The sequence below is a fragment of the Bacillus sp. FSL K6-3200 genome (assembly GCF_038630485.1).
GTDB classification, from domain to species: domain Bacteria; phylum Bacillota; class Bacilli; order Bacillales; family Bacillaceae; genus Bacillus; species Bacillus safensis.
In genome coordinates this window covers 2544540-2565616 of record NZ_CP152032.1, presented here as the reverse complement: position 1 = coordinate 2565616, position 21077 = coordinate 2544540, and the positions used below count along the sequence as shown (strand labels likewise).

Below are 21077 nucleotides of genomic sequence, written 5' to 3'. Positions count from 1 at the left end.
TGCTGATTTTGTTTAAGATTCTACTGATTGAAGATGATACAACCCTCTTCCAAGAAATCAAAGAACGTCTAGTTAACTGGTCCTATGATGTCTATGGGATTCAAGACTTTCATCAGGTGTTGCAGGAATTCACGTCTGTCCAGCCTGATCTCGTCATTATTGATATACAGCTGCCAAAATACGATGGCTTTCATTGGTGCCGGATGATTCGGCACCATTCAAATGTTCCGATCATCTTCCTCTCATCAAGAGACCACCCTGCTGATATGGTCATGTCGATGCAGCTCGGTGCAGATGATTTTGTACAAAAACCTTTTCACTTTGACGTGCTCATTGCCAAAGTTAGTGCTGTTCTTCGCCGTGTACATGATTATAATGCAGAACCGGCCAGCCTAAAGATGTGGTGCGGCGCTGCCATTGACCTAGAAAAAAACACCGTAACAAATGATCACGGTGAGGTTGAATTAACGAAAAATGAGTTATTTATTCTCAAGGAATTGATTCAGCATAAAAATCATATCGTCAGCCGGGAATCACTCATTCAAGCATTGTGGGAAGATGAACGGTTTGTTAGTGACAATACACTGACTGTAAACGTCAACCGCCTCAGAAAAAAACTAGACGAGATCTCCCTTGGCGCCTACATTGAGACAAAAGTGGGTCAAGGCTATCTTGCAAAGGAAAAGGATGATCAATGATGCTGCAAGCATTTTTAAAAGAACGAAGAAGCTGGATTCTTTTCTTTCTTAGTTTGCAGCTCCTCATTCTGTTTGTTGCTTATTTGGATACGACCATTCCAATCGCTTCTCTTTTTTATATTGTGCTATTGTCTACGTTTCTCATGATCGTCTTTCTCTTTTTTCGATATCGAAAAGAAACGGCTTATTATGAAAGGCTGAAAGAATGGGATGATGACATTGAACATCAAATACGGCTAACCCCCTCTTCCCCATTTGAGCACCTTATCCATGATGCGACGTCAGAGCAAATTGCACGCTACCGGCAGATGGCAGCAGATCAGAAAATCGCTCTTGAAGAAGAAAAAGATGAATTACTTTCTTGGATACATGAGGTCAAAACACCGCTGACAGCGATGCGCTTAATGATTGACCGCTTAACAGATCAGCCGCTAAAATCAAATATGACGTATGAGTGGCTCAGAATCCATTTATTACTCGATGCCCAGCTGCACCAAAGCAGAGTACGTCATATCGAAAATGATTTATTCATTGAAAAGCTGGACCTGCAAAGCATCATAACAAAAGAAATCAAAGCGCTCCAATCATGGTGTATGCAAAAAGGAATCGGCTTTGAGCTGACGCTGGAGGAACGCACCGTATTAAGTGATATAAAATGGTTATCCTTTATGATCAGACAGGTACTCACAAATGCAGTCAAATACAGCCGTTCTTCCGATATTGTCATTGAAAGCAAGCAAATAAATGACCAAGTCATGCTGACGATCACAGATCAAGGCAGAGGAATTGATCCAAGAGACATCTCTCGTATTTTTGAAAAAGGCTTTACCTCAACTAAACATCACAATGACACCGCCTCAACAGGAATGGGGCTCTATTTAACGAAAAAAGGAGCAGATGCTCTTCATATGACGATCGAGGTCAACTCCACGATAGATCAAGGTACAACCTTCACCTTCATCTTTCCGAAAAAGAATGATTTTGTTCATATTGCGAGCATGTGAAAAGCAATCACAATCTCTTCGCGGCTGTCAAAACTTGCGCGAAGAGATTGAGGTGGCTTACTTAGGAAATACTCCCCGCTTCTCTGCGAAAAACATCTCCCATCTTTCTCCGTCTATAAATACTTAAGATCAGCCCAACAGCCATCATTTCTAGAAGAATATGTGAACCTCCATAGCTCATGAAAGGCATAGACACTCCAGGTAAAGGCAGAAAGCCAAAGTTTGTGAAGATGCTTAAGAGACATTTTGCTGCAAAAACAGCGGCTAAACCTGTCATGACCATTTTGCCATAAGCCATTTTCACTCGTTTTGCTGTATGAAATACTCTGTGAATAAAAATGACAAACAACAGAATCGCAATGAGCCCTGCCAACCAGCCAAATGAATAAATGATATATGTAAACATCCAATCCGTGTGAACTTCAGACATAGCATAAGGTGTGATCTGAAGCCCGTTTGAGCTGAATTCATGAATTCTATAAAAGAAAGGGTGCCCATCTGCTTGAAAAAGAGAAAATAATGCAACCATCAGATATAAAATGCCTGCTGCTGTCAGCATAATGATTTGCCATAAACTTGCGCTAGACACATACATCACGGTTAAGCACATGACCAGACAGATAACGGTCGCAGGAAGAAAACCAATCGTACTGATTAAAATAATCGGTAAAGCCATAACCCCTACTCCAAACCAAGCTCTGTACGCATTCTCCCAATTCCAATTGTGGAAGATCCCTGCTAAAGAAATAGCTAGAAGAAAAGGCATAATCTCAGTCAAATTAATAGATACATCATTTACTCTTAAAAAAAGAACACCGTTCACTCTTGCCCCGAACATCATCGAAAAAATCAGCGTTCCGAGTGTCCCAATGTATAAATGCCAAGAGTATTTCAATACGCGCCGATAATCGAATGAAAACAAACCAAACATAAGCACTAGACCAATTAGATAAAAGGCAAGACTTTTATAAAAAATGTTCATGTTTTGAAAATTTGTAAAATCTGAATGAAACTGCAAAAAGTACATCACAAACAGCCCGCAAAAACAAGTAGCTAACACCAGAAGAATCATTTTAAAATCGATTTGGGTTTTATGTGTTTCATGAAGCTGCATTCCGAGAATTTCCGCATCACCAATTTGGTTCAACGCTTGATCTACCGCCTCTTCTTCAGACACCCCAGCATTCATTGCTTCCTCTTTTAGCGTGTATAGATGATCCAGCAGCTCAAGCTTTACACTCGAATGAACATCTTTATTTTTAATTCGTTTACATACACTTTTGACATACTTCTCAAACTTTTTATCTAATCCCATGCGATTTTCTCTCCGTTCAATACGCCATCGATTGCATGTTTGAAAACGTACCATTCTTCTTTCTTTTCCTGTATCAATGCTTTCCCTTGCTCATTGATTTTGTAATACTTTCTTTTCCGGTTGCCATTTCCTTCGCCCCAATAAGAAATAATAAATTCTTTCCCCTCTAAATTGTGCAAAATAGGATAGATTGTTCCTTCTTTAAAGCTGAAAATCCCTTCCGACTTCGCCTCCAATTCTTTAATCATTTCATATCCATACATCGGTCTTTCATTTAATAAGCTTAATATAAGGGTAGCTGTACTTCCCTTTAGCAGCTCTTTACTCACTTTCATTCTTAGTTACCTCCAATACATAGATTTACTATGCATATATTTAATATGCATATCATACATGAATAAAATAACCATGTAAAGCTTCAAAACGCCACCATGACATGAAAAAGCATAGAAGATTGATACATAAGAGTGAAAAACAGATAAAATAAATAGGTAAAGAAAACTCACCTTGCATAAGAAATGGGTTTACATAAAATTTGTTTAAAAAACAAGCATGTGACAACAATGTCACATGCTCGTCTGTTTTGTTCGCCAAATCGAAGGAAGTCGAGCAGGCTTCTTTTTATACTAGAGATATCAATTAAAAGAAAAAGGGGTTCAGCAAATGAACATTTTAGAAGCTCGCAAAATTTATAAAAGCTATGGAAATAAATTCAATAAACAAGAGGTGCTGAGCGGCATTGATTTGACCATTGAAGCCGGGGAATTTGTCAGTATCATGGGGCCATCAGGCTCGGGGAAAACAACCCTTCTGAACGTATTGTCGTCTATCGATCATGTGTCCAGCGGATCCATTCGTATTGCAGATGCTGAGATGACGCAAATGAAGGATCAGCAGCTTGCTGAATTTAGAAAAAAGCAGCTTGGCTTTGTTTTTCAGGATTATAACTTACTTGATACACTCACGGTCAAAGAGAACATCCTCTTACCATTATCTATCTCCAAAACGCCGAAGAAAGAAGCTTTCGAACGTTTTCAACAGCTTGCGGAGGACATGGGCATTTATGAACTAAGAGACAAATATCCGAATGAGCTCTCTGGTGGACAAAAACAGCGGACATCTGCGGTTCGTGCCTTCATTCATGAACCGAGTCTTATTTTCGCGGATGAACCTACAGGAGCGCTTGATTCCAAATCTGCCTCTGATTTACTCAATAAACTGCAAGATTTCAATCGCAAACGAAAAGCGACCATTGTCATGGTGACACATGATCCTGTCGCAGCAAGCTATTCAAGACGCGTCATTTTTATCAAGGATGGACAGATTTATACACAGTTGAATAAAGGTGCTTTAGAGAGAAAGATGTTTTTCGAGGATATTATGAAAACGCAAGGTGTTTTAGGTGGTGTGAAGCATGAACATTAATCAGCTCATCTTCCGTAACTTGAAGAAAAATTTGAAGAATTACTATTTATATGTGTTTGCTCTCGTGTTTAGTGTGGCGCTCTATTTTTCTTTTGTCACCTTGCAGTACTCACCTGCACTTGATGATGTAAAAGGCTCCATTAAAGGCGGCGCTTCAATTAAAGCCGCTTCAGTTCTGCTCATTGCTATCGTCGGTATTTTCCTGCTATATGCGAATAGCATTTTTATTAAGCGCAGAGGAAAAGAAATAGGTCTCTTACAGCTCATTGGTATGACGAAACAAAAAATTGCCAGACTGCTCAATGCAGAAAACTTTATCCTATACGTGACCGCCATGGTTATCGGCATCATTGCCGGCTTTATCGGTTCAAAGCTGATGCTGATGGTGTTATTTAAAGTGACCGGTGTTAACGCCATCGCCAATCTGCATTTTTCAGGCATGGCTCTTTTGCAGACACTCATCGTCTTTTTCATCATCTATGGATTGATTATGTTAAGAAATAGATGGTTTATTAATAGACAGACGATTTTATCTTTGTTTAGAACCACATCTTCGACAGAACAGCGTGTGAAAAAAATCTCTGTGTTTGAAATCATCATTGGGGTTTTCGGTATTGTCTTGATCAGCTCAGGCTATTATATTTCTTCTAAGCTTTTTACCGGCTCATATACGTCTATGCTTGAGTTACTTTTAGCCATGATTTATATTCTAGCCTCTGTCATCATCGGTACATTTCTTTTTTACAAAGGCTCTGTTTCTTTCATTGCCAATATCGTACGTAAAAGAAAAAATGGCTATCTCGCCATTCATGAAGTGTTATCTTTGTCATCCATTATGTTCCGGCTAAAATCAAATGCACTGCTTTTAACGATTATTACAACCGTATCTGCACTTGCCATCGGTTTGCTGGCTCTTAGCTACATTTCCTATTACTCAGCAGAAAAAACCGCTGAGCAGCAAATTCCAGCTCATTTCGCCATGGGCTCAGAAAAAGAAGCAGCAACCTTCACTCGTGCACTTTCTGACAAACATATTGCTTATGATCAAAAGCAGTTCAAAGTGATTCAAGCAAAATTTGATGCGAAAAAAATCATGGATACAGAGTTAAAAAATATGAAGAATGAACCAGGCGTATTGACACTGCCCGTGATCAGCGAAAAAAATGCACCAAATATTCATGTGGAGAAAAGCGAAGTTATCTTAAGCGGCTACAGTGATCTATTAAAGAAATTCATGCCGATTCAAAGCTCAGGCGATGTGAAACTTCTCATCAAGAAACCGCTTGATTTGAAGGTCATAGATATGAAGAAAGATTATCTCATTTCTTACAACTTCACTTTTGGCGGTCTGCCTGTTGCTGTCGTGAGTCAAGATGTTTTTGAGCAGCTCGACAAAAAGAAAGATCCTAAATTGCAGCTTAAGAATAGCCAATATATCGCAGTCAATATAAAAGATGATAAAAATCTTGAACAAGCAAATAGCGTGTTTACATCTTTAAAACTAGGTGACAACAGCATGTCTCAATTAGCTTCAGCTCAGCAGCAAAAACAAACAATAGGACTGATGATGTTTGTGGTCGGGTTTTTAGGTCTTAGCTTCCTTGTCACATCAGGCTGTATTTTATACTTTAAACAAATGAATGAAAGCGAAGAGGAACAAAGCTCCTACACGATCTTGCGTAAGCTTGGTTTTACTGAGAAAGATCTATTAAAAGGCATCCGGCTCAAACAGCTGTTTAACTTTGGGATTCCGCTCATCGTCGGATTGCTGCACAGCTACTTTGCTGTACAATCAGGCTGGTTTTTATTCGGCGGAGAATTGTGGACTCCAATGCTCATCGTCATGTCGATTTACACTGCCTTATATTCTGTCTTCGGATTCCTGTCTGTCCAATATTATAAAAAGGTCATTAAAGAATCCTTGTAATCAATTCCCCATAGGCATCGCCTATGGGGTTATTTTATTTACGAAGGTGTCGATTCAAACTTGTGTGATAAAATATGGTCTCTTGCTGCATAAGCTTTTCGTTTGACCTCTTCTAGGTTCACACCGACAAGCTTTCCGTTTTGTTTCACTGCTTTTCCAGCAACGTAAACAGAATCAACATTTGAAGGATGTGACGTTTGGACAACCGCTCCAGCTGGATCTGACATCGGAAGAAGATTCATGCTTGTCCGATCGATCAGAATGAAATCAGCTTCTTTCCCAGGTGTAAGTGACCCAATTTTATGATCGAGCTGTAATGCATGAGCACCATTGATCGTCGCAGCCTCAAGCATTTGATAAGCAGACAGCCCAAGAGCAGGCCCCGGCATGATCCCATCCATTAACAGCGATTGATTTTGGATCGCACGCTCTGCTTGAAGCCCGAATTTCATTTGGGCAAACAAATCTCCTCCTGTCGCTGTCACTACGTCTACACCGAGCGTTGGAAGAACACCTTGTTCAATCGCCAGTCCTGTGACAGGATAACCGTGACCCATCATCATTTCAATTTCAGGGGTAATGGATATGGAGCTTCCGCTGTCTGCCAGCATCTTCATTTGATCCGCATCGATTGCATTGATATGCACCATGTTCAAATCCGGTCCGAGTAACCCTGCTTTGTGAAGCCGCTCAATCGATCGATCCTCTGCTCCCCAATTCCCAAAGCCGATGTGCATACTGCATAGAGCATCTAAAGACCGGGCTGTTTCAATTTCAAATACCGACGTCTCCCATGAAGAAAACTCTGGACCACGAATCGCTAGTCCCATTGTTAAAAGCTGATCTGATGATTGAAAATGCGCTTTTTTCACACGTGCTGCGTCCTCCATATTGGTGAGCGTACTCTCCCTATCCCAATATTCAGCATCTCCAGAGGAACCAAAAGCAAAAACAGCTCGTATGCCCGCATCTTTTAATCCTCCAATGAGCTCTTCTGTATGATCCATTGAATTGATCATCGTCCAGTCTAAAAATGTAGTCACACCTGCATCTAAAGCCTCTAATGCCCCTAAATAATTGGCGATTCGATCGTCGGATGGGCGTCTCATCGCTCCATAGTTGCCATAATAGATTTTGCTCAAATATGTCTGCAAAGACCAATCTGTCCCTATGCCCCGGATGACAGACTGCCACACATGCCGATGTGTATCTACAAGACCTGGCATGATGACCATATCAGATGCATCAACGATGTCAGCATCACTTACTTCAATTGAAGGCCCTATTTCTAAAATGTATTTCCCTTCAATTAATAAATCTCCCCTTTCAAGAAAACCTACAGATGGATCCAGTGTTAAGAGAGCTGCATCTTTAAACAATGTTTTCTTCATCCATATCCCCCTTTTCAAATGACGAGGATGAGTCCCTCGCCTCAATGTCATTTTAAAACAGAACAGGATCAAATTAGAAGAAAAGTGACTTATCAAAATATATTAAGAGCTGAAGTTTCTGAAATAGTTGTATGTGCGCTTTAATTTGATGTCATGCTTCCCTTTTGGACTTTCCATCATCCCAAACTCAAAGAACTTCACAGGCTTGATACCGACATATTGTAAGAGAGCTCGTTTCATTAACATCTTGTGCGCATTTTGTAAAAAGAACAAAGGGTAGTTTGTTGGTCCTTGCATTGTTGATACACAAACGGCGCTTTTCCCTTTTAATAATCCTTCTGGCAGCAGACCGCCTGTTTGGCGATAGGCGAAATTCGCAGCAAACATACGGTCAATAAAGCCAAGGAGCATAGCTGGCGGCCGCCCCCACCAAATCGGATAAACGAACACGATTTTGTCCGCCCACTTGATCTTATCCTGATACACCTGAATATCAGGGTCCTTATGCATATCACGTCTTTTTTTCTCTTCATTAAAAACAAGCACAGGATTAAATTTTTCTTGATATAAATCGATGATTTTCACTTCTTGAACGATTGGATTTTCTTCACTGCCTCTAACAATTTCTTTTAAAAAAGCACCATTTAAACTATTGTGATGAGGGTGAGTATAGATAATGAGTACATTCATATTTTTCTCCTTTGGTTATCATTTGATAATTAAATATTACACCTCACTCAACTAGTTGTCAAATGATAATTGTTTTTTGATAATAAATTTGGTATGTTACGGAGGAGGTGATCATCATGCAACATCCACATTTCTTCAAGGAATTCGTCGCATTTGCGTCTACTTTTTCAGAGTTAAAACATGACTTGATGAGCAAAGTCAAACCACCAGAATTAACACCCTTACAATATTTGATTTTAGAGCAGCTAGCGGTCAGCGAACCGCTTACCCCTAGTGAAATCGCAGACTGCCAGCATATGTCTCTTCCAAATGTCAGCAGAGAACTGAAAAAACTGCACGAAAAACAATTCATTGATAGAGAAGAAGACTGTAATGACAAACGAAAGCATGTCATTATGCTATCTGGCAAAGGCCGTGCCTGTATGAACGAAGCCTTCCAGCATATCGAAAGGATGCTAATAGACAGCCTATCTCCCTCAGACATAGAACAAATCGATGATATCGTACAAGCTCTCCGTCTATTAAATCAAACGATCTTCAAAAAATGACCCAATGAAAAAAGCATGAGCGCTGCGCTCATGCAGGATTGGGTTGCTGCACTTCCAACATGTACAAAAAAAGCGCTGGATCATTACGTCCAAACGCTTCTTTGTTTCATTCTCTATGTACCTTTACACAATCAATTGATACGCAATGTATAATGCAACCAGCCAGATCATGACCGCCGAAGCTTTATTGATACGGTTCATCCACTTGCCGTTTGTATCTAACTTTCCTAACATCTTCCCTAAAAGGGCGAGCCCAATAAACCATAACCAGGACACGATGATACAGGCAAGTGTAAACGCCAGCTTTTCTGTCCCGCTATATTGCAGCGAATTCGTACCAATGACACCTATCGTATCGAGAATCGCGTGGGGATTTAAGAGAGAAACTGAACAAGCAAATAAAATTTGTTTTCTTGCAGGCATTAATTTCTGCTTCTCTTGATCACCTGATGATGAGCTTGTATTCCATACAGACCATCCCATATACACTAAAAAACAGAAACCAATGATATAAAGACCGATTTGCAGCACTGGAATGGTAAACACCACAACAGAAACACCTATGACAGCTAAAGCAATTAAAAGTGTGTCACAAAGAGCAGCCGTAATGACGACAGGCAATGCTCGATATAATCGAGGCTGCAGCGCTCCTTGTTGAAATACAAATACATTTTGTGCGCCCAAAGGTAAAATGAGACCAAAGGCAAGTACAATTCCATGAATGATCGCAATGGACATCTACTAACATTCTCCTTTTTCAGAAATTCCTACATATTTTAACATAAATCACTCTGCCTGCTTTCAATGAATTTCATTTTCCATACAAAAAAAGCGCTGGATGCTTCCATCCAAACGCTTCTCACTTCTTTATTCTTTACCTTTTCGTGCAAGCTCTCTTTCTCTCAGCTCTACACGGCGGATTTTCGCTGACGGAGTTTTTGGCAGCTCGTCAATGAATTCGATTTCTCTTGGGTATTTGTACGGTGCTGTTGTGTTTTTCACATGTGTTTGCAGCTCTTTGATCAATTCATCACTTTGCGCAGTTCCATCACGAAGGACGACGTATGCTTTGACGATTGATCCTCTGATTTCATCTGGGCTCGCCACAACTGCACATTCCTTCACTGCTGGATGCTTGATCAGTGCATCTTCTACTTCAAACGGTCCAATCGTATAGCCCGAGCTGACAATGATGTCATCTCTGCGGCTTTCAAACCAGAAATACCCATCTTCGTCTTTTTTCGCGCGGTCACCGGTAATAAAGTAATTCCCGCGTCGCTGCGCCTTTGTACGCTCTTCGTCTTTGTAGTATTCCTTAAATAGAGCCGGTGTTTCTAGATGGACCGCAATGTCACCAATTTCTCCAGGTGCACAGACGTTTCCGTCCTCATCGATGATGTCTACTTCGTTGCCAGGGGTTGGTTTCCCCATACTGCCTGGCTTGATGTCCATTCCTTTTAGCACCCCTACAAGCAGTGTGCTTTCAGTTTGGCCATAGCCGTCTCGTACTTCTATATCGAAATGTTTTTTGAATGTATCAATGACTTCACGGTTCAACGGCTCTCCCGCAGAAACAGCACTATGCAGCTTTGGCAGCTCGTACTGACTCAAATCATCTACTTTTGCCATAAAGCGATATTCTGTCGGTGTACAGCATAGGACATTGATTTCATTTTTTTGAAGCAGCTCTAAGTATGTATTTGGATTGAATTTTCCTCCATACACAAAGCCTTCAGCTCCACTTCCTAACACAGATAAGAGAGGACTCCACACCCATTTTTGCCAGCCTGGTCCTGCTGTTGCCCATACTTTATCTCCTTCATTAATGGAGAGCCATGCTTTGGCAGCTGTGCGTAAATGTGCATACGCCCATCCGTGTGTATGAACAACCCCTTTTGGGTTCCCTGTTGTACCTGATGTATAGGATAAAAACGCCATGTCTGTGCGCTTTGTATCTGCCAACTCAAGTTCGTTTGATTGCTCTTCCTTTTGCGCTAGAATGTTTGTCCAGCCATGATCGTTCTCACCGATTGAGAATGTTTTAAAATCGTTTGGCTTTTTGGTTCCGTCGAACGATTGAATGAATGAAGAGTAAACGATCGCTCCCTTTGCTTCTGCATGTTCAATACGGTAATCTAAATCTTTCGCACGCAGCATTTCAGAACAAGGAATCACGACCATTCCTGTTTTCAAAATCGCTAAATAAATGCTGTATGCCTCGAGCATGCGCGGCACCATCACAATGATTTTATCGCCTTTTTTGAAGCCTGCATTTAATAAAACATGTCCAATTTTATTTGCTTCTTCCACTAATGCTGCATATGTCACATGCGCTTCGTGGCCATTGCCGTCCTGCCAGTGCAGGGCCATTTTCTCCTTGTCATGACTGAACGCTTCAATCTCACTGACTAAGTTATATTGTTCTGGTGCAATTAAGTCTTCTCTTTTCATGGTACAGCTCCTTTTAGCCTCTTTCTTATGAAACGAAACATGTTTCAATTTACCTATTCTAACATTCCTAACTGAAAAATGCTTGAATTAGGACCTACTCCTAGTATTATGCCATAATTTTTTAAATTCGTCTTCTTTTTTAAAAATATTCTAACTATTTATATGTACAAAAAGAAAAGAGCGGGAATGAACCCGCTCATAAGCCATAGCTTTTTAATTGTGTGTCTTAGAAAGATCCGCCACCCATATGTTGTTGAGCGTAAGATACAAGACGCTTAGTGATTTCTCCACCAACTGATCCGTTAGCGCGAGATGTTGTTTCTGCACCAAGGTTTACACCAAATTCAGAAGCGATTTCGTACTTCATTTGGTCGATAGCTTGTGCAGCGCCTGGTACTAGTAATTGGTTAGAACTGCTTTGTCTGTTTTGTTGAGCCATGTGTTCTCACCTCCTTGTGAATATAGAATGTGTAGAAACACATGACTTCATGCGATTGATTTTATGGTAATTATTATGAAATTTTCGTTTTAGAATAAATCAGCGAATTCGTCTGCCGCTTTCTTTTCATTTGTCACAATAATCGTTTCAATTTGCTCTACTGCCTCGTCCAGCATCGGCTCAAAATCAGCAAAACTTTCGTAGCGTTCTACCTTCTCAAGCTTTGGTTTTGTTTTAGGGGACGGCGGCGTAAAGATCGTACAGCAATCCTCAAAAGGCTGAATGCTTGTATCGTATGTGCCGATTCGTCTTGCTTCTTCAATAATGTCATTTTTATCGACAGCAATGAGCGGGCGGATGATTGGTGTATTGGTCACATGGTTAATGGCATACATGCTTTCAAGTGTCTGACTTGCCACTTGACCAAGGCTTTCACCGGTAATAATTGCAAGAGCATCACGCTTTTCTCTTATTTTGTCAGCTATTTTCAGCATCATTCTTCTTGTTGATGTCATCGTATAGTTTTCAGGTACTTGTTTGTGGATCAGTTCTTGAATTTTTGTAAATGGTACAATATGAAGCTTTACTTCGCCTCCATATGCTGCCAGGCATTCTGCAAGATCAATGACCTTTTGCTTGGCACGTTCACTTGTATACGGCGGACTAAAGAAATGCACAGCTTCAATTTGAATTCCGCGTTTCATCGCTTGATAGCCGGCAACAGGGCTGTCAAAGCCGCCTGAAAGCATGAGCATCGCTCTTCCACTAGAACCAACCGGCAGGCCGCCTGCACCTTTGACATCCTTAAATGTAATGTACGTCGCATGCTCTCTTATTTCAATGCGTAAATGCACATCCGGTTGTTTCACATTGACCGTTAAGTTTTCCGTATTCCTTAGAACATGTCCGCCAATTTCGCGGTTCATTTCATTTGAATCAAGTTCAAATTGTTTATAAGAGCGTTTTGTTGAGACTTTAAATGTATTTCCTTGTTCATATACTTCCTGTACAGCTGTTAGTGCCGCTTCTTTGATCGCAGCTAGATTCGTCTCACATTTAACCGCAAGACTAAAACTCTGAATGCCAAATACACTTTTGAGCTGTTCTGAAATCAGTTCAGGGTCTTCTCCGTTCAGCATAATCGTGATGCGGTCTCTATCAGATGCATACTTTAATGCTTCAAAATCCTTTAAGACGAATCGAATGTGCTGTCTTAGTTTTTCAATGAATTTCTTTCTATTCTTCCCTTTTGTTGAGATCTCACCAAAACGGACTAAAATATGATCATATTTCATGCTGTTATCTCATTCCTTTTAATTTTTTCACACTTTGTGCGATCGATGTGATGATTTGCGGCGTTAGCTCTGGTCCTTGTCCATACGTCAAGCTGATTCTCATACTGCTTTTGGCTACTTCTTCTGGTTTTCCCATTGCCAGCAGTACACGGCTCGGCTCTTTTTTCTTGGCTGAGCAGGCAGAGGTTGTAGAAACATATATGCCTTCTTTTTCAAGCATATGGAGGAGGACTTCGATTTGAATACCCGGCACTGAAAAATTCACAATGTGCGGCGCACTTTGCGCCTGCGGTGTGTTCATCACAATACCTTCTATGTCTCCAAGCTGTTTTTGCAGCTGCGTTTTTAAGTTCAGCATCTTATCATGATGCTTGTTCAGCTGTTCAAACGATTGTTTCATGGCTTTTGCTAGGCTGACAGCTCCAGCAGGATTTTCAGTGCCCGAACGAAGACCTAATTCCTGCTCTCCTCCAGTAATGAAAGGGGCGAGAACGGTATCTTTCTTTAAAAAGAGCGCTCCTGTGCCTTTTAAGCCATGAATTTTGTGGCCTGACATCGTCAAAAGATCTACATCCAGCTGTTTATTGAGTGCTACTTTGCACATTCCCTGCACCCCGTCGACATGAAAAAGAGCGTTTTTGGCATGCTCACGAATGATGCCAGCAGCTTCTTCAATCGGCTGGATGGCACCCGTTTCGTTATTGACGTGCATCATGCTGACAAGCACTGTATCAGGACGAAGCACTTTTTTTAAATGCGTCATATCTGCATGGCCTTGCTCATTTACTTGAATATAGGAGATATCAAAACCAAATAAAGCCTTCAGCTGTTCAAACGATTCAATGACAGAAGGATGCTCAATTGCTGTCGTCACAATGTGCTTGCCACGATTCATTTTGGCGAGAGCTGCTCCCTTAATGGCGATGTTATTCGCTTCTGTTGCACCAGAAGTAAAAATAATCTCATATTGTTTCAAGCCTGTATAGTGAAGCATTTGTTTTCTCGTTTCATTTAACAGCCGGCTTGCATCTATTCCGAGCTGATGAAGCGAAGATGGATTTCCAAAATAACGCTCACTCACTTGCTGATATACTTGTAAAACCTCTGGATAAGGCTTCGTTGTTGCACTATTATCAAGATAGATCATAAATGTAACTCCTTACAAAAAGCTTAAAAAATAAATGCAATTATATGTTACCATAATGAAGTCAGACAGAGAATTTTCTGAAAATGGCAGTTGACAACTTTTCATTTTCACTATATCATCCTTAGTGCAATTGTCACATAAACATTTAAATTGTCAGAATATTTTAACATGACACACTACACTGATTGAGATTGAGGAGGGACTATTTTGAAAAATAGTTTAAGTATAAAAGAGACGATAGCTATTGGTCTAATGCTTTTTGCATTATTCTTTGGCGCAGGAAATATGATTTTCCCACCTGTTCTTGGACAATATGCAGGTGAGAATGTATGGCTCGCCATCGGTGGATTTTTACTCACAGGAGTAGGTCTTCCGCTTCTAGGGGTAATTGCAGTCGCACTGACAGGTACCGGTGCAAAAGGCCTTGCTGATAAAGCTCATCCTAAATTTGGAACCATTTTCACCGTCATTCTGTATTTGTCCATTGGACCATTTTTCGCTATTCCGAGAACAGGTACGGTTTCGTATGAGATAGGATTAGCTCCTTTCCTGTCAAGTGCCCAATCTACTTCATGGGTACCGCTATTCATTTTTACCGTTGTGTTTTTCGCCATTTCATATCTGCTCGCGTTAAATCCTTCAAAGCTGGTTGATCGAATTGGTAAAATTTTAACACCGATCTTATTAACGGTTATTGCCATTATTGTCATTAAAGCCATTGCTACGCCAATGGGAATGATCGGTGCTCCTGATGCAACATATAAAGCAAACCCGCTCTTCACTGGCTTTTTAGAAGGCTATAAAACAATGGATGCTCTTGCTTCTATCGTTTTTGGGATCGTCGTGGTAACAGCTGTTAAAGACAGAGGCATTACGGAGCGTAAATCTCTTGCAGCAGCTTGTATTAAAGCAGGAGTCGTGGCTGCTATTGGACTGGCACTCGTGTACATTTCACTTGCCTATGTGGGTGCTTCAAGTACCGATGCAACGGGAATGGTTGGAGCAAATGACGGCGGCAAACTTCTTTCACTTTCTGCCAACTTTTTATTCGGTTCTGCTGGTAACATTGTACTTGGCGCAGCCATTTTATTTGCTTGTTTAACGACGAGTGTTGGACTTATTTCATCTTGTGGGGAATATTTTTCAAAGCTTTTCCCTAGCTTTTCTTATCGGTCAGTCGTTCTAATTGTTTCTTTATTTAGTACACTGGTTGCAAACCTTGGATTGGCACAAATTATTTCTCTATCTGTTCCAGTACTTGTGACCATCTATCCATTGGCCATTGTCATTATTTTATTGTCATTCCTTGACCGCTGGATTAACGGTAGAAGACTCATTTATATCGTATCTCTCATCTTTACTGGTTTCTTTGCCATCATTGATGGATTATTAGCAGCCGAAGTCAATCTAGGGGGCTTGCCTAAGATCTTAGGTTCAATCGTTCCGTTTTACGATTTAGGGATTGGCTGGATCGTACCAGCTATTCTCGGAGCTGTGATTGGTTTACTTATTTCGATGTTTACCAATCCGCCGAAACAGCTCGCCTCCTAGTTATCGTGAACCAAAACATCCTCTTCTTCTGTGGAAGGGGATGTTTTTTATTGTTCTTCATATACTAAAATAGAAAAATTCATGACTTTTGTACGAAAACACATGTTGACATCAGGCGTACATCCTTTATAATTAGTGAATGTTAATGAAGAACCGTTTTAGCAGCTAATTAACAGAATATTTCAACATAATATTGGAGGCTTTATATTCAATGAAGGCAACATTGTCGACAAAAGATACGATTATTATAGGTTTTATGTTATTTGCTTTATTCTTCGGCGCCGGAAATATGATTTATCCACCAGAGCTTGGGCAATATGCCGGAACAAATGTATGGAAAGCAATGGGCGGATTTTTATTAACAGGTGTCGGTTTACCTCTACTCGGTATTATTGCGATTGCTTTGACAGGGCGTGATGCAAAAGGACTTGCAGATAAGGCTCACCCAGTGTTTGGAACAGCATTCACCGTCATTTTATATTTATCCATTGGGCCGCTTTTCGCTATTCCGCGTACAGGAACAGTTTCGTATGAGATTGGGGCATTACCATTTTTATCAAGTGTGCCAGCTTGGCTGTCCCTTCTTTTATTTACACTCGTCTTTTTCGGTATTACGTATTACCTTGCATTAAATCCAACAAAAATCGTGGATCGTGTAGGGAAAATATTAACACCGATTAAATTTACGATTATTTTTATTATCATTGTCAAAGCCATTTTGACACCGATGGGCGTCATTGGTACACCAGATATATCTTATAGCAACGGATCGTTTTTCAAAGGGTTTTTAGAGGGCTATAAAACGATGGATGCTCTTGCTTCGATTGTATTTGGAATTGTTGTCATCAACGCGATTAAAGGACGCGGTGTGACAAGCAAAAAGGCACTGGCTTCTGCTTGTATCAAAGCGGGTTTGATTGCAGCTGCTGGATTAACCTTCGTTTACCTATCACTTGCGTATCTAGGTGCTTCTAGTACACATGCCATTGGATTCATTGGAGATGGAAGCAAAATCTTAGCTCAGTCTTCTCAGTTCCTTTTCGGCAGTCTAGGAAATATTGTGTTAGGTGCCGCCATCACAGTCGCTTGTTTAACAACAAGTATTGGTCTTGTCACATCATGTGGAGAGTATTTCTCGAATTTACTTCCTAAGCTTTCATATAAAATGGTCGTGACACTTGTTACATTATTTAGTTTCATCATTTCTAACTTTGGACTTGCTCATATTGTTGCTTTCTCTGTTCCAGTCTTAACAGCGATTTATCCGCTGGCGATTGTGATCATCGTTCTATCACTTGCTGATAAATGGCTTGGACATAGAAGACCAGTATATGTCCTCTCGTTAATTTTAACAGGGTGCATCAGCTTATTTGACGGCTTAGCAGCAGCAAAACTTCCAATCGGTCCAGTAAAAGACTTCTTCCAAACAGTGCTCCCTTTTTATGACCATGGCATTGGCTGGCTTGTCCCTGCGATACTTGGAGTCGCAATTGGGTTCGTGATCTCCCTTTTCACTTCTTCTGCTTCAGAAGAACGCCAGAAACAGGCGTCATAATACAAAAAAAGCTGAAGTCCTATCAATGGACTTCAGCTTTTTTATTGATGCTGATATTCTTTTTCTTGCTGAGCTAATAGCTTCTGAACGGCTCCAGGTGATGCTTTTTCCACAGCAGCTGCTGCTACATCAAATGAACCGCTATAATCGTACGCATAAAATCTTCTCTCTGCCTCTTTTAATTGTTCTGAAAGAATATGATTTTGGCTTCTAAAACGATTGCCGTATTGAATGATTCGTTCAATTTGATCCACTTTTGTGAGCATTTCTTCCGTCTCATCTACAACATGTCTCACTGTGTCAGAGGCTTCTTTTAATTGCCCATTCACGGCTGGCATGTTAAGCGGCAGGTTCTCCAGCTGCTGCTGCACTTGCTGAATCATCTCCTGCGCCTTTTCAGCCTGCTCTTTCATGTCAGCAGGTACACCAGGAATATTGCTTTTTTGCAGCTGACGCACTGTGTCTGTCAGCATCGTTTTAAGCTCAGCCAGTGTTTCTCTCGCTTGCAGCTCTTCTTTTCTTAATGATTGAAGATGATCTTTAAACGTGTCATGCAATGCTTTTGCTTCATCGATAAAGGTCTCAAGCTGATTGATTTCATCCATTAATAATGAATATGCTACGTGGTCACGATCAAGCTTCTCGCGAATTTGTTTCATGAGCTTTTCAATTTCTTCCAAGCGTTTTTCGAACGCCTTCTGTTGATCAAGCTCTCCGGCTGTCAGTTTATAGCTTTCTTTTACAAGAGCTGTTTCTGCCTTTGTTTGGGTGTGATCCTGCTCGAGCTTTTCAAATGCTTCCGTCAGCTCAGGCATTTTGCTTTTGATTTCCTGACCTGCTTCTACTTCCGCTTCCAGCTGATCATACAGCGTCTGAATGGCATCATCAATCATTTGCAGAATGCTTGATGCCTCATCCAAATTGAGTTCATCAATAAGCAGTTTTTCCGCACGGGTCAGTTGTTTGTTTAAGTTCTCAAGCTCTTTAGTGATCTGGATGTGCTCGAGCTTGTAGCCTTTGTCTGTCATTTCTTTATATCCGTCTTTCAGCTTCGTCAGCTGGCCTGGTACGGTTTGTTTGCAGTCTGCAATGAGCTTCGGTACATCATTGATATACAGTTGAAGCTGATCGAGTCTGCGGTCTTGCTCAAGCAAAATCTTTCTTGCTTTCATATAGTTGCCGTTTTCTGTCTCTTCCTCGTACTGCTTGATCCCTTCCCAGGCCTCGTCTAAGTCCTGCTCCATTTTGTCATAAAGGGTACCATATAAATGGCTGTACGCAAGCAGATTTTTTCGAACTGTTTGATATTGTTCTTTGACCTTTTCAATGTCCTTGCGATTTTGCTCCTCGCTTGTGACAAGGTCTGCAATCTCTTTTAAAATGTCTTCAATGTTCGAATCAGCAGCACTCAGCAAGTCCTCAATGTGCGTTAGAACCTGCTTGGCTTTGGAGAATCGATATTTATCAGAATACTCTTCTGCATCATATAATAGCTCCTCTACCTTTGGAAGATGGGCTGTGACGATATCGTCCCACTCTGCACGCCATCTTTCAAAAAATTGCTCTGTTTCTCCGGTCATTTTTAAATGTTTGATTTTTGAAATTTCTTCTACAATTGATCTGTTTAAAATTTCAATTTTCCATGCTTCCAATCGGTCAATTTCTTTATATATATTTTTTCGCAGAAAATAACCGACTGAAAACAAAGCAAGCAAAATGACAATTAAACCGATGATTAACTCCATAATGAGCCCCCTTGTTGTGATCTAAGTGATGTCAGGGTAAAAGTGTCCCGAGTAGACCTGAGAACCCTTTCGTGTCCGCTTTGCATTTGTTTTTTATAAGCAGGATCGTATGTTTTCCAATACCATCCATTCACGGTTTTATGTATGTTTTTTCAAGAAAGTATTTGTGCGCTTTCTATCATTTGATCACACGTATCAATGTGACCTGCTTTTATGTATGCGGAAGCTGTCGTTTTCATTGTTATTATGATACCATGTAACCAGCATTTTTGGTCATGATTTTTCATTATTTTCGCTGATAAACATCACGTTTTTCAAAATATCGACAAGAGGTGACGACATGCTGAAACAAGATGCACATCTACATACACCGTTTTGCCCGCACGGCTCGCTTGATCCTTTTCATTCTTATATTGAAAAAGCCATCAAAAAGGGATTTGATTCCATAACCTTTACCGAGCATGCCCCGCTGCCTCCATCGTTTCAAGATCCAACACCTGAGCAGGATAGTGCCATGAAGCTCCAAGACCTTGAAGCGTATATAACGAAACTGGCTCAGCTGAAACAAGAATACAAAGGGCAATTAATAGTAAAAACTGGACTTGAGGTTGACTATATCAAAGAGTATGAAGAGGAAACAAGAACCTTTTTAGACTGCTACGGTCCAGAACTAGACGACGCCATTTTATCTGTTCACTTTCTTCCTGCTGGCGATGATTATATTTGCCTTGATTTTGACGAGCATGCCTTCCAGCAGCTAATAAGCATCTATGGCAGCATCGAACAGGTCTACCAAAGCTACTATGACCAAATTCATTCTTCTATTCTATCATCTTTAGGCCAATATAAGCCAAAGAGAATCGGTCATATCACCCTTGTCCAGAAATTCAAACAGCTTTTTCCATATGAAATGTCACCTGAACTTTGTCAAAAGGTCACCCTTTGCCTTGAAGAAACGGCAAAAAAAGGCATGTCCTTAGATTTTAATACATCAGGTCTTCGTAAAACATATGCCAGAAGTATCTATTTAGATCCATGGATGATTGACCTTGCCAAAAAGAAAAAAATTCCGCTCATATTCGGCTCTGATGCCCATCAAGCGGAAGATCTCGGATATGCTTATGATCAATTCGAGGACATCATGAGGTTCAGATGAGAATCTAGTGACGGCTCTTTTGGTTCTAACAGATGATGAAGCGAGCGGCTCAGCTCCTTAAAGTACATTTGATAGAAATACGGCTCACTTGGGTTCAAATAAAGCACCTCTGTTAAATATTGCGGCTGTAAATATGGCATCATAAGAAGTGATTTTAGCTGAATCATAAAGGATGCAAGTGAAAGCTGCTCACAAATAACATGGGTGCTTTTTCCTTTTTCAATGATAAGCTGAAACAAATACTTTTCTTTTGTTAAATATGTCGACATGATTTCTCTGATGAGTGTCGAATCAATCGTCACCTCCCGATAAACGAAACGGGTTAATTGACGGTGCTTGTGCTGATAAGATAAAATATCAAAAACCACATGTAGTAAACATTCTTTTGCGTGACGGGTTTCCATGTGATGGAGATGTGATTCAATCATCTGAATATAACCTTCATAAAAATCGGATACGAGCTGCTCAAGCAGCCCTCCTTTTCCTTGAAAGTAATAAGAAATGTGGGCAACGTTGACATTCGCTTCCTTCGCAATCTCACGGACAGAGGTTCCAGAAAATCCTTTTTGGTTAAAAAGTCTGATGGCAGCATCCATAATACGGTCTTTTGTTTGCACGGTTGTTGATGTTTTCATCCGCTCACCCCTCTTCATGTGTACATACTTCAAGATGAAGGCGGAAGTTCCTTTTACAATTGCTCGACAAATCCCACATGCGAGACGCAAGTTATGTATTTTTAA

At 40.6% G+C, this 21077-nt stretch carries 19 protein-coding genes; 8 read left to right on the top strand and 11 right to left on the bottom strand.

The features are described from left to right. Positions 1-8: 8 nt before the first annotated feature. Both MHI60_RS13080 and MHI60_RS13075 read left to right on the top strand, forming a co-directional pair. Positions 9-698 carry a response regulator transcription factor gene (locus MHI60_RS13080; RefSeq protein ID WP_144471361.1) on the top strand — a complete coding sequence of 230 codons (690 nt, stop codon included), beginning with the start codon at positions 9-11 and terminating at the stop codon, positions 696-698. Continuing rightward, positions 698-1702 carry a sensor histidine kinase gene (locus tag MHI60_RS13075; protein WP_144484945.1) on the top strand — a complete coding sequence of 335 codons (1005 nt, stop codon included), beginning with the start codon at positions 698-700 and terminating at the stop codon, positions 1700-1702. Before MHI60_RS13080 ends, MHI60_RS13075 begins: the two co-directional genes overlap by 1 nt. 61 nt (positions 1703-1763) lie before the next feature. On the opposite strand, the gene MHI60_RS13070 is transcribed toward MHI60_RS13075, so the two are convergent. Beyond that, positions 1764-3017 (bottom strand): FtsW/RodA/SpoVE family cell cycle protein, encoded by a 1254-nt coding sequence (locus tag MHI60_RS13070; RefSeq protein WP_144484947.1) that lies wholly within the window; start codon positions 3015-3017, stop codon positions 1764-1766. Continuing rightward, positions 3008-3352 carry a PadR family transcriptional regulator gene (locus tag MHI60_RS13065; RefSeq protein WP_144484949.1) on the bottom strand — a complete coding sequence of 115 codons (345 nt, stop codon included), beginning with the start codon at positions 3350-3352 and terminating at the stop codon, positions 3008-3010. The genes MHI60_RS13070 and MHI60_RS13065 overlap by 10 nt, the downstream gene beginning before the upstream one ends. 328 nt (positions 3353-3680) lie before the next feature. Between MHI60_RS13065 and MHI60_RS13060 the strand changes: the two genes are divergently transcribed. Both MHI60_RS13060 and MHI60_RS13055 read left to right on the top strand, forming a co-directional pair. Continuing rightward, positions 3681-4442 (top strand): ABC transporter ATP-binding protein, encoded by a 762-nt coding sequence (locus tag MHI60_RS13060; protein WP_012010889.1) that lies wholly within the window; start codon positions 3681-3683, stop codon positions 4440-4442. Continuing rightward, positions 4432-6369: an ABC transporter permease gene (locus tag MHI60_RS13055; protein ID WP_144484951.1), complete on the top strand. Its 1938-nt coding sequence runs from the start codon at positions 4432-4434 to the stop codon at positions 6367-6369. Before MHI60_RS13060 ends, MHI60_RS13055 begins: the two co-directional genes overlap by 11 nt. Before the next feature lie 38 nt (positions 6370-6407). Here MHI60_RS13055 and MHI60_RS13050 read toward each other — a convergent pair whose 3' ends face one another. Together MHI60_RS13050 and MHI60_RS13045 are read right to left on the bottom strand one after the other, a co-directional pair. Beyond that, on the bottom strand, positions 6408-7760 hold the full coding sequence (locus MHI60_RS13050; protein ID WP_144471368.1) for an amidohydrolase family protein: 1353 nt from the start codon (positions 7758-7760) through the stop codon (positions 6408-6410). Positions 7761-7862: 102 nt separating this feature from the next. Continuing rightward, positions 7863-8450: an NAD(P)H-dependent oxidoreductase gene (locus tag MHI60_RS13045; protein WP_095409283.1), complete on the bottom strand. Its 588-nt coding sequence runs from the start codon at positions 8448-8450 to the stop codon at positions 7863-7865. Between the two features lie 116 nt (positions 8451-8566). On the opposite strand from MHI60_RS13045, the gene MHI60_RS13040 reads away from it, so the two are divergent. Then, entirely contained in the window at positions 8567-8998 is a 432-nt protein-coding gene (locus MHI60_RS13040) for a MarR family transcriptional regulator (protein WP_095409284.1), read from the top strand. Positions 8999-9121: 123 nt separating this feature from the next. Here the strand turns inward: MHI60_RS13040 and MHI60_RS13035 are convergent, their stop codons facing one another. The 5 genes from MHI60_RS13035 to MHI60_RS13015 form a co-directional block, all read right to left on the bottom strand. Beyond that, entirely contained in the window at positions 9122-9736 is a 615-nt protein-coding gene (locus MHI60_RS13035; protein WP_144484953.1) for a LysE/ArgO family amino acid transporter, read from the bottom strand. 129 nt (positions 9737-9865) lie between these two features. Further along, complete coding sequence (locus MHI60_RS13030; RefSeq protein WP_144484955.1) at positions 9866-11449, bottom strand: acyl--CoA ligase; 1584 nt, start codon at positions 11447-11449, stop codon at positions 9866-9868. 226 nt (positions 11450-11675) lie between these two features. Then, positions 11676-11888, bottom strand: a complete 213-nt coding sequence (locus MHI60_RS13025) for an alpha/beta-type small acid-soluble spore protein (RefSeq protein ID WP_024424829.1) — start codon at positions 11886-11888, stop codon at positions 11676-11678. Positions 11889-11977: 89 nt separating this feature from the next. Then, on the bottom strand, positions 11978-13183 hold the full coding sequence (thiI, locus tag MHI60_RS13020) for a tRNA uracil 4-sulfurtransferase ThiI (RefSeq protein WP_144471376.1): 1206 nt from the start codon (positions 13181-13183) through the stop codon (positions 11978-11980). A gap of 4 nt (positions 13184-13187) precedes the next feature. Continuing rightward, positions 13188-14330, bottom strand: a complete 1143-nt coding sequence (locus MHI60_RS13015) for a cysteine desulfurase family protein (RefSeq protein ID WP_144484957.1) — start codon at positions 14328-14330, stop codon at positions 13188-13190. Between the two features lie 207 nt (positions 14331-14537). Between MHI60_RS13015 and brnQ (MHI60_RS13010) the strand changes: the two genes are divergently transcribed. Together brnQ (MHI60_RS13010) and brnQ (MHI60_RS13005) are read left to right on the top strand one after the other, a co-directional pair. After that, on the top strand, positions 14538-15881 hold the full coding sequence (gene brnQ / locus MHI60_RS13010; RefSeq protein ID WP_144471380.1) for a branched-chain amino acid transport system II carrier protein: 1344 nt from the start codon (positions 14538-14540) through the stop codon (positions 15879-15881). 211 nt (positions 15882-16092) lie between these two features. After that, the gene (gene brnQ, locus MHI60_RS13005) at positions 16093-17436 is read left to right on the top strand and encodes a branched-chain amino acid transport system II carrier protein (RefSeq protein ID WP_095409290.1); all 1344 of its coding nucleotides are present in this window, start codon (positions 16093-16095) and stop codon (positions 17434-17436) included. A gap of 41 nt (positions 17437-17477) precedes the next feature. Here the strand turns inward: brnQ (MHI60_RS13005) and ezrA are convergent, their stop codons facing one another. Then, complete coding sequence (ezrA, locus tag MHI60_RS13000) at positions 17478-19181, bottom strand: septation ring formation regulator EzrA (protein WP_095409291.1); 1704 nt, start codon at positions 19179-19181, stop codon at positions 17478-17480. Positions 19182-19521: 340 nt separating this feature from the next. Between ezrA and hisJ the strand changes: the two genes are divergently transcribed. Continuing rightward, positions 19522-20337 (top strand): histidinol-phosphatase HisJ, encoded by an 816-nt coding sequence (gene hisJ, locus MHI60_RS12995; RefSeq protein ID WP_144484959.1) that lies wholly within the window; start codon positions 19522-19524, stop codon positions 20335-20337. Here the strand turns inward: hisJ and refZ are convergent. Next, the gene (gene refZ, locus MHI60_RS12990) at positions 20307-20972 is read right to left on the bottom strand and encodes a forespore capture DNA-binding protein RefZ (RefSeq protein ID WP_144484961.1); all 666 of its coding nucleotides are present in this window, start codon (positions 20970-20972) and stop codon (positions 20307-20309) included. The two genes, hisJ and refZ, sit on opposite strands and share 31 nt — an antisense overlap. Between the last annotated feature and the right edge of the window lie 105 nt (positions 20973-21077).

Coding starts and splice junctions, on each gene's coding strand:
- MHI60_RS13075 (WP_144484945.1), top strand. CDS start 698: ATGCTGCAAGCATTTTTAAAAGAACGAAGAAGCTGGATTCTTTTCTTT.
- MHI60_RS13070 (WP_144484947.1), bottom strand. CDS start 3,017: ATGGGATTAGATAAAAAGTTTGAGAAGTATGTCAAAAGTGTATGTAAA.
- MHI60_RS13065 (WP_144484949.1), bottom strand. CDS start 3,352: ATGAAAGTGAGTAAAGAGCTGCTAAAGGGAAGTACAGCTACCCTTATA.
- MHI60_RS13060 (WP_012010889.1), top strand. CDS start 3,681: ATGAACATTTTAGAAGCTCGCAAAATTTATAAAAGCTATGGAAATAAA.
- MHI60_RS13055 (WP_144484951.1), top strand. CDS start 4,432: ATGAACATTAATCAGCTCATCTTCCGTAACTTGAAGAAAAATTTGAAG.
- MHI60_RS13050 (WP_144471368.1), bottom strand. CDS start 7,760: ATGAAGAAAACATTGTTTAAAGATGCAGCTCTCTTAACACTGGATCCA.
- MHI60_RS13045 (WP_095409283.1), bottom strand. CDS start 8,450: ATGAATGTACTCATTATCTATACTCACCCTCATCACAATAGTTTAAAT.
- MHI60_RS13040 (WP_095409284.1), top strand. CDS start 8,567: ATGCAACATCCACATTTCTTCAAGGAATTCGTCGCATTTGCGTCTACT.
- MHI60_RS13035 (WP_144484953.1), bottom strand. CDS start 9,736: ATGTCCATTGCGATCATTCATGGAATTGTACTTGCCTTTGGTCTCATT.
- MHI60_RS13030 (WP_144484955.1), bottom strand. CDS start 11,449: ATGAAAAGAGAAGACTTAATTGCACCAGAACAATATAACTTAGTCAGT.
- MHI60_RS13025 (WP_024424829.1), bottom strand. CDS start 11,888: ATGGCTCAACAAAACAGACAAAGCAGTTCTAACCAATTACTAGTACCA.
- thiI (WP_144471376.1), bottom strand. CDS start 13,183: ATGAAATATGATCATATTTTAGTCCGTTTTGGTGAGATCTCAACAAAA.
- MHI60_RS13015 (WP_144484957.1), bottom strand. CDS start 14,330: ATGATCTATCTTGATAATAGTGCAACAACGAAGCCTTATCCAGAGGTT.
- brnQ (WP_095409290.1), top strand. CDS start 16,093: ATGAAGGCAACATTGTCGACAAAAGATACGATTATTATAGGTTTTATG.
- ezrA (WP_095409291.1), bottom strand. CDS start 19,181: ATGGAGTTAATCATCGGTTTAATTGTCATTTTGCTTGCTTTGTTTTCA.
- hisJ (WP_144484959.1), top strand. CDS start 19,522: ATGCTGAAACAAGATGCACATCTACATACACCGTTTTGCCCGCACGGC.
- refZ (WP_144484961.1), bottom strand. CDS start 20,972: ATGAAAACATCAACAACCGTGCAAACAAAAGACCGTATTATGGATGCT.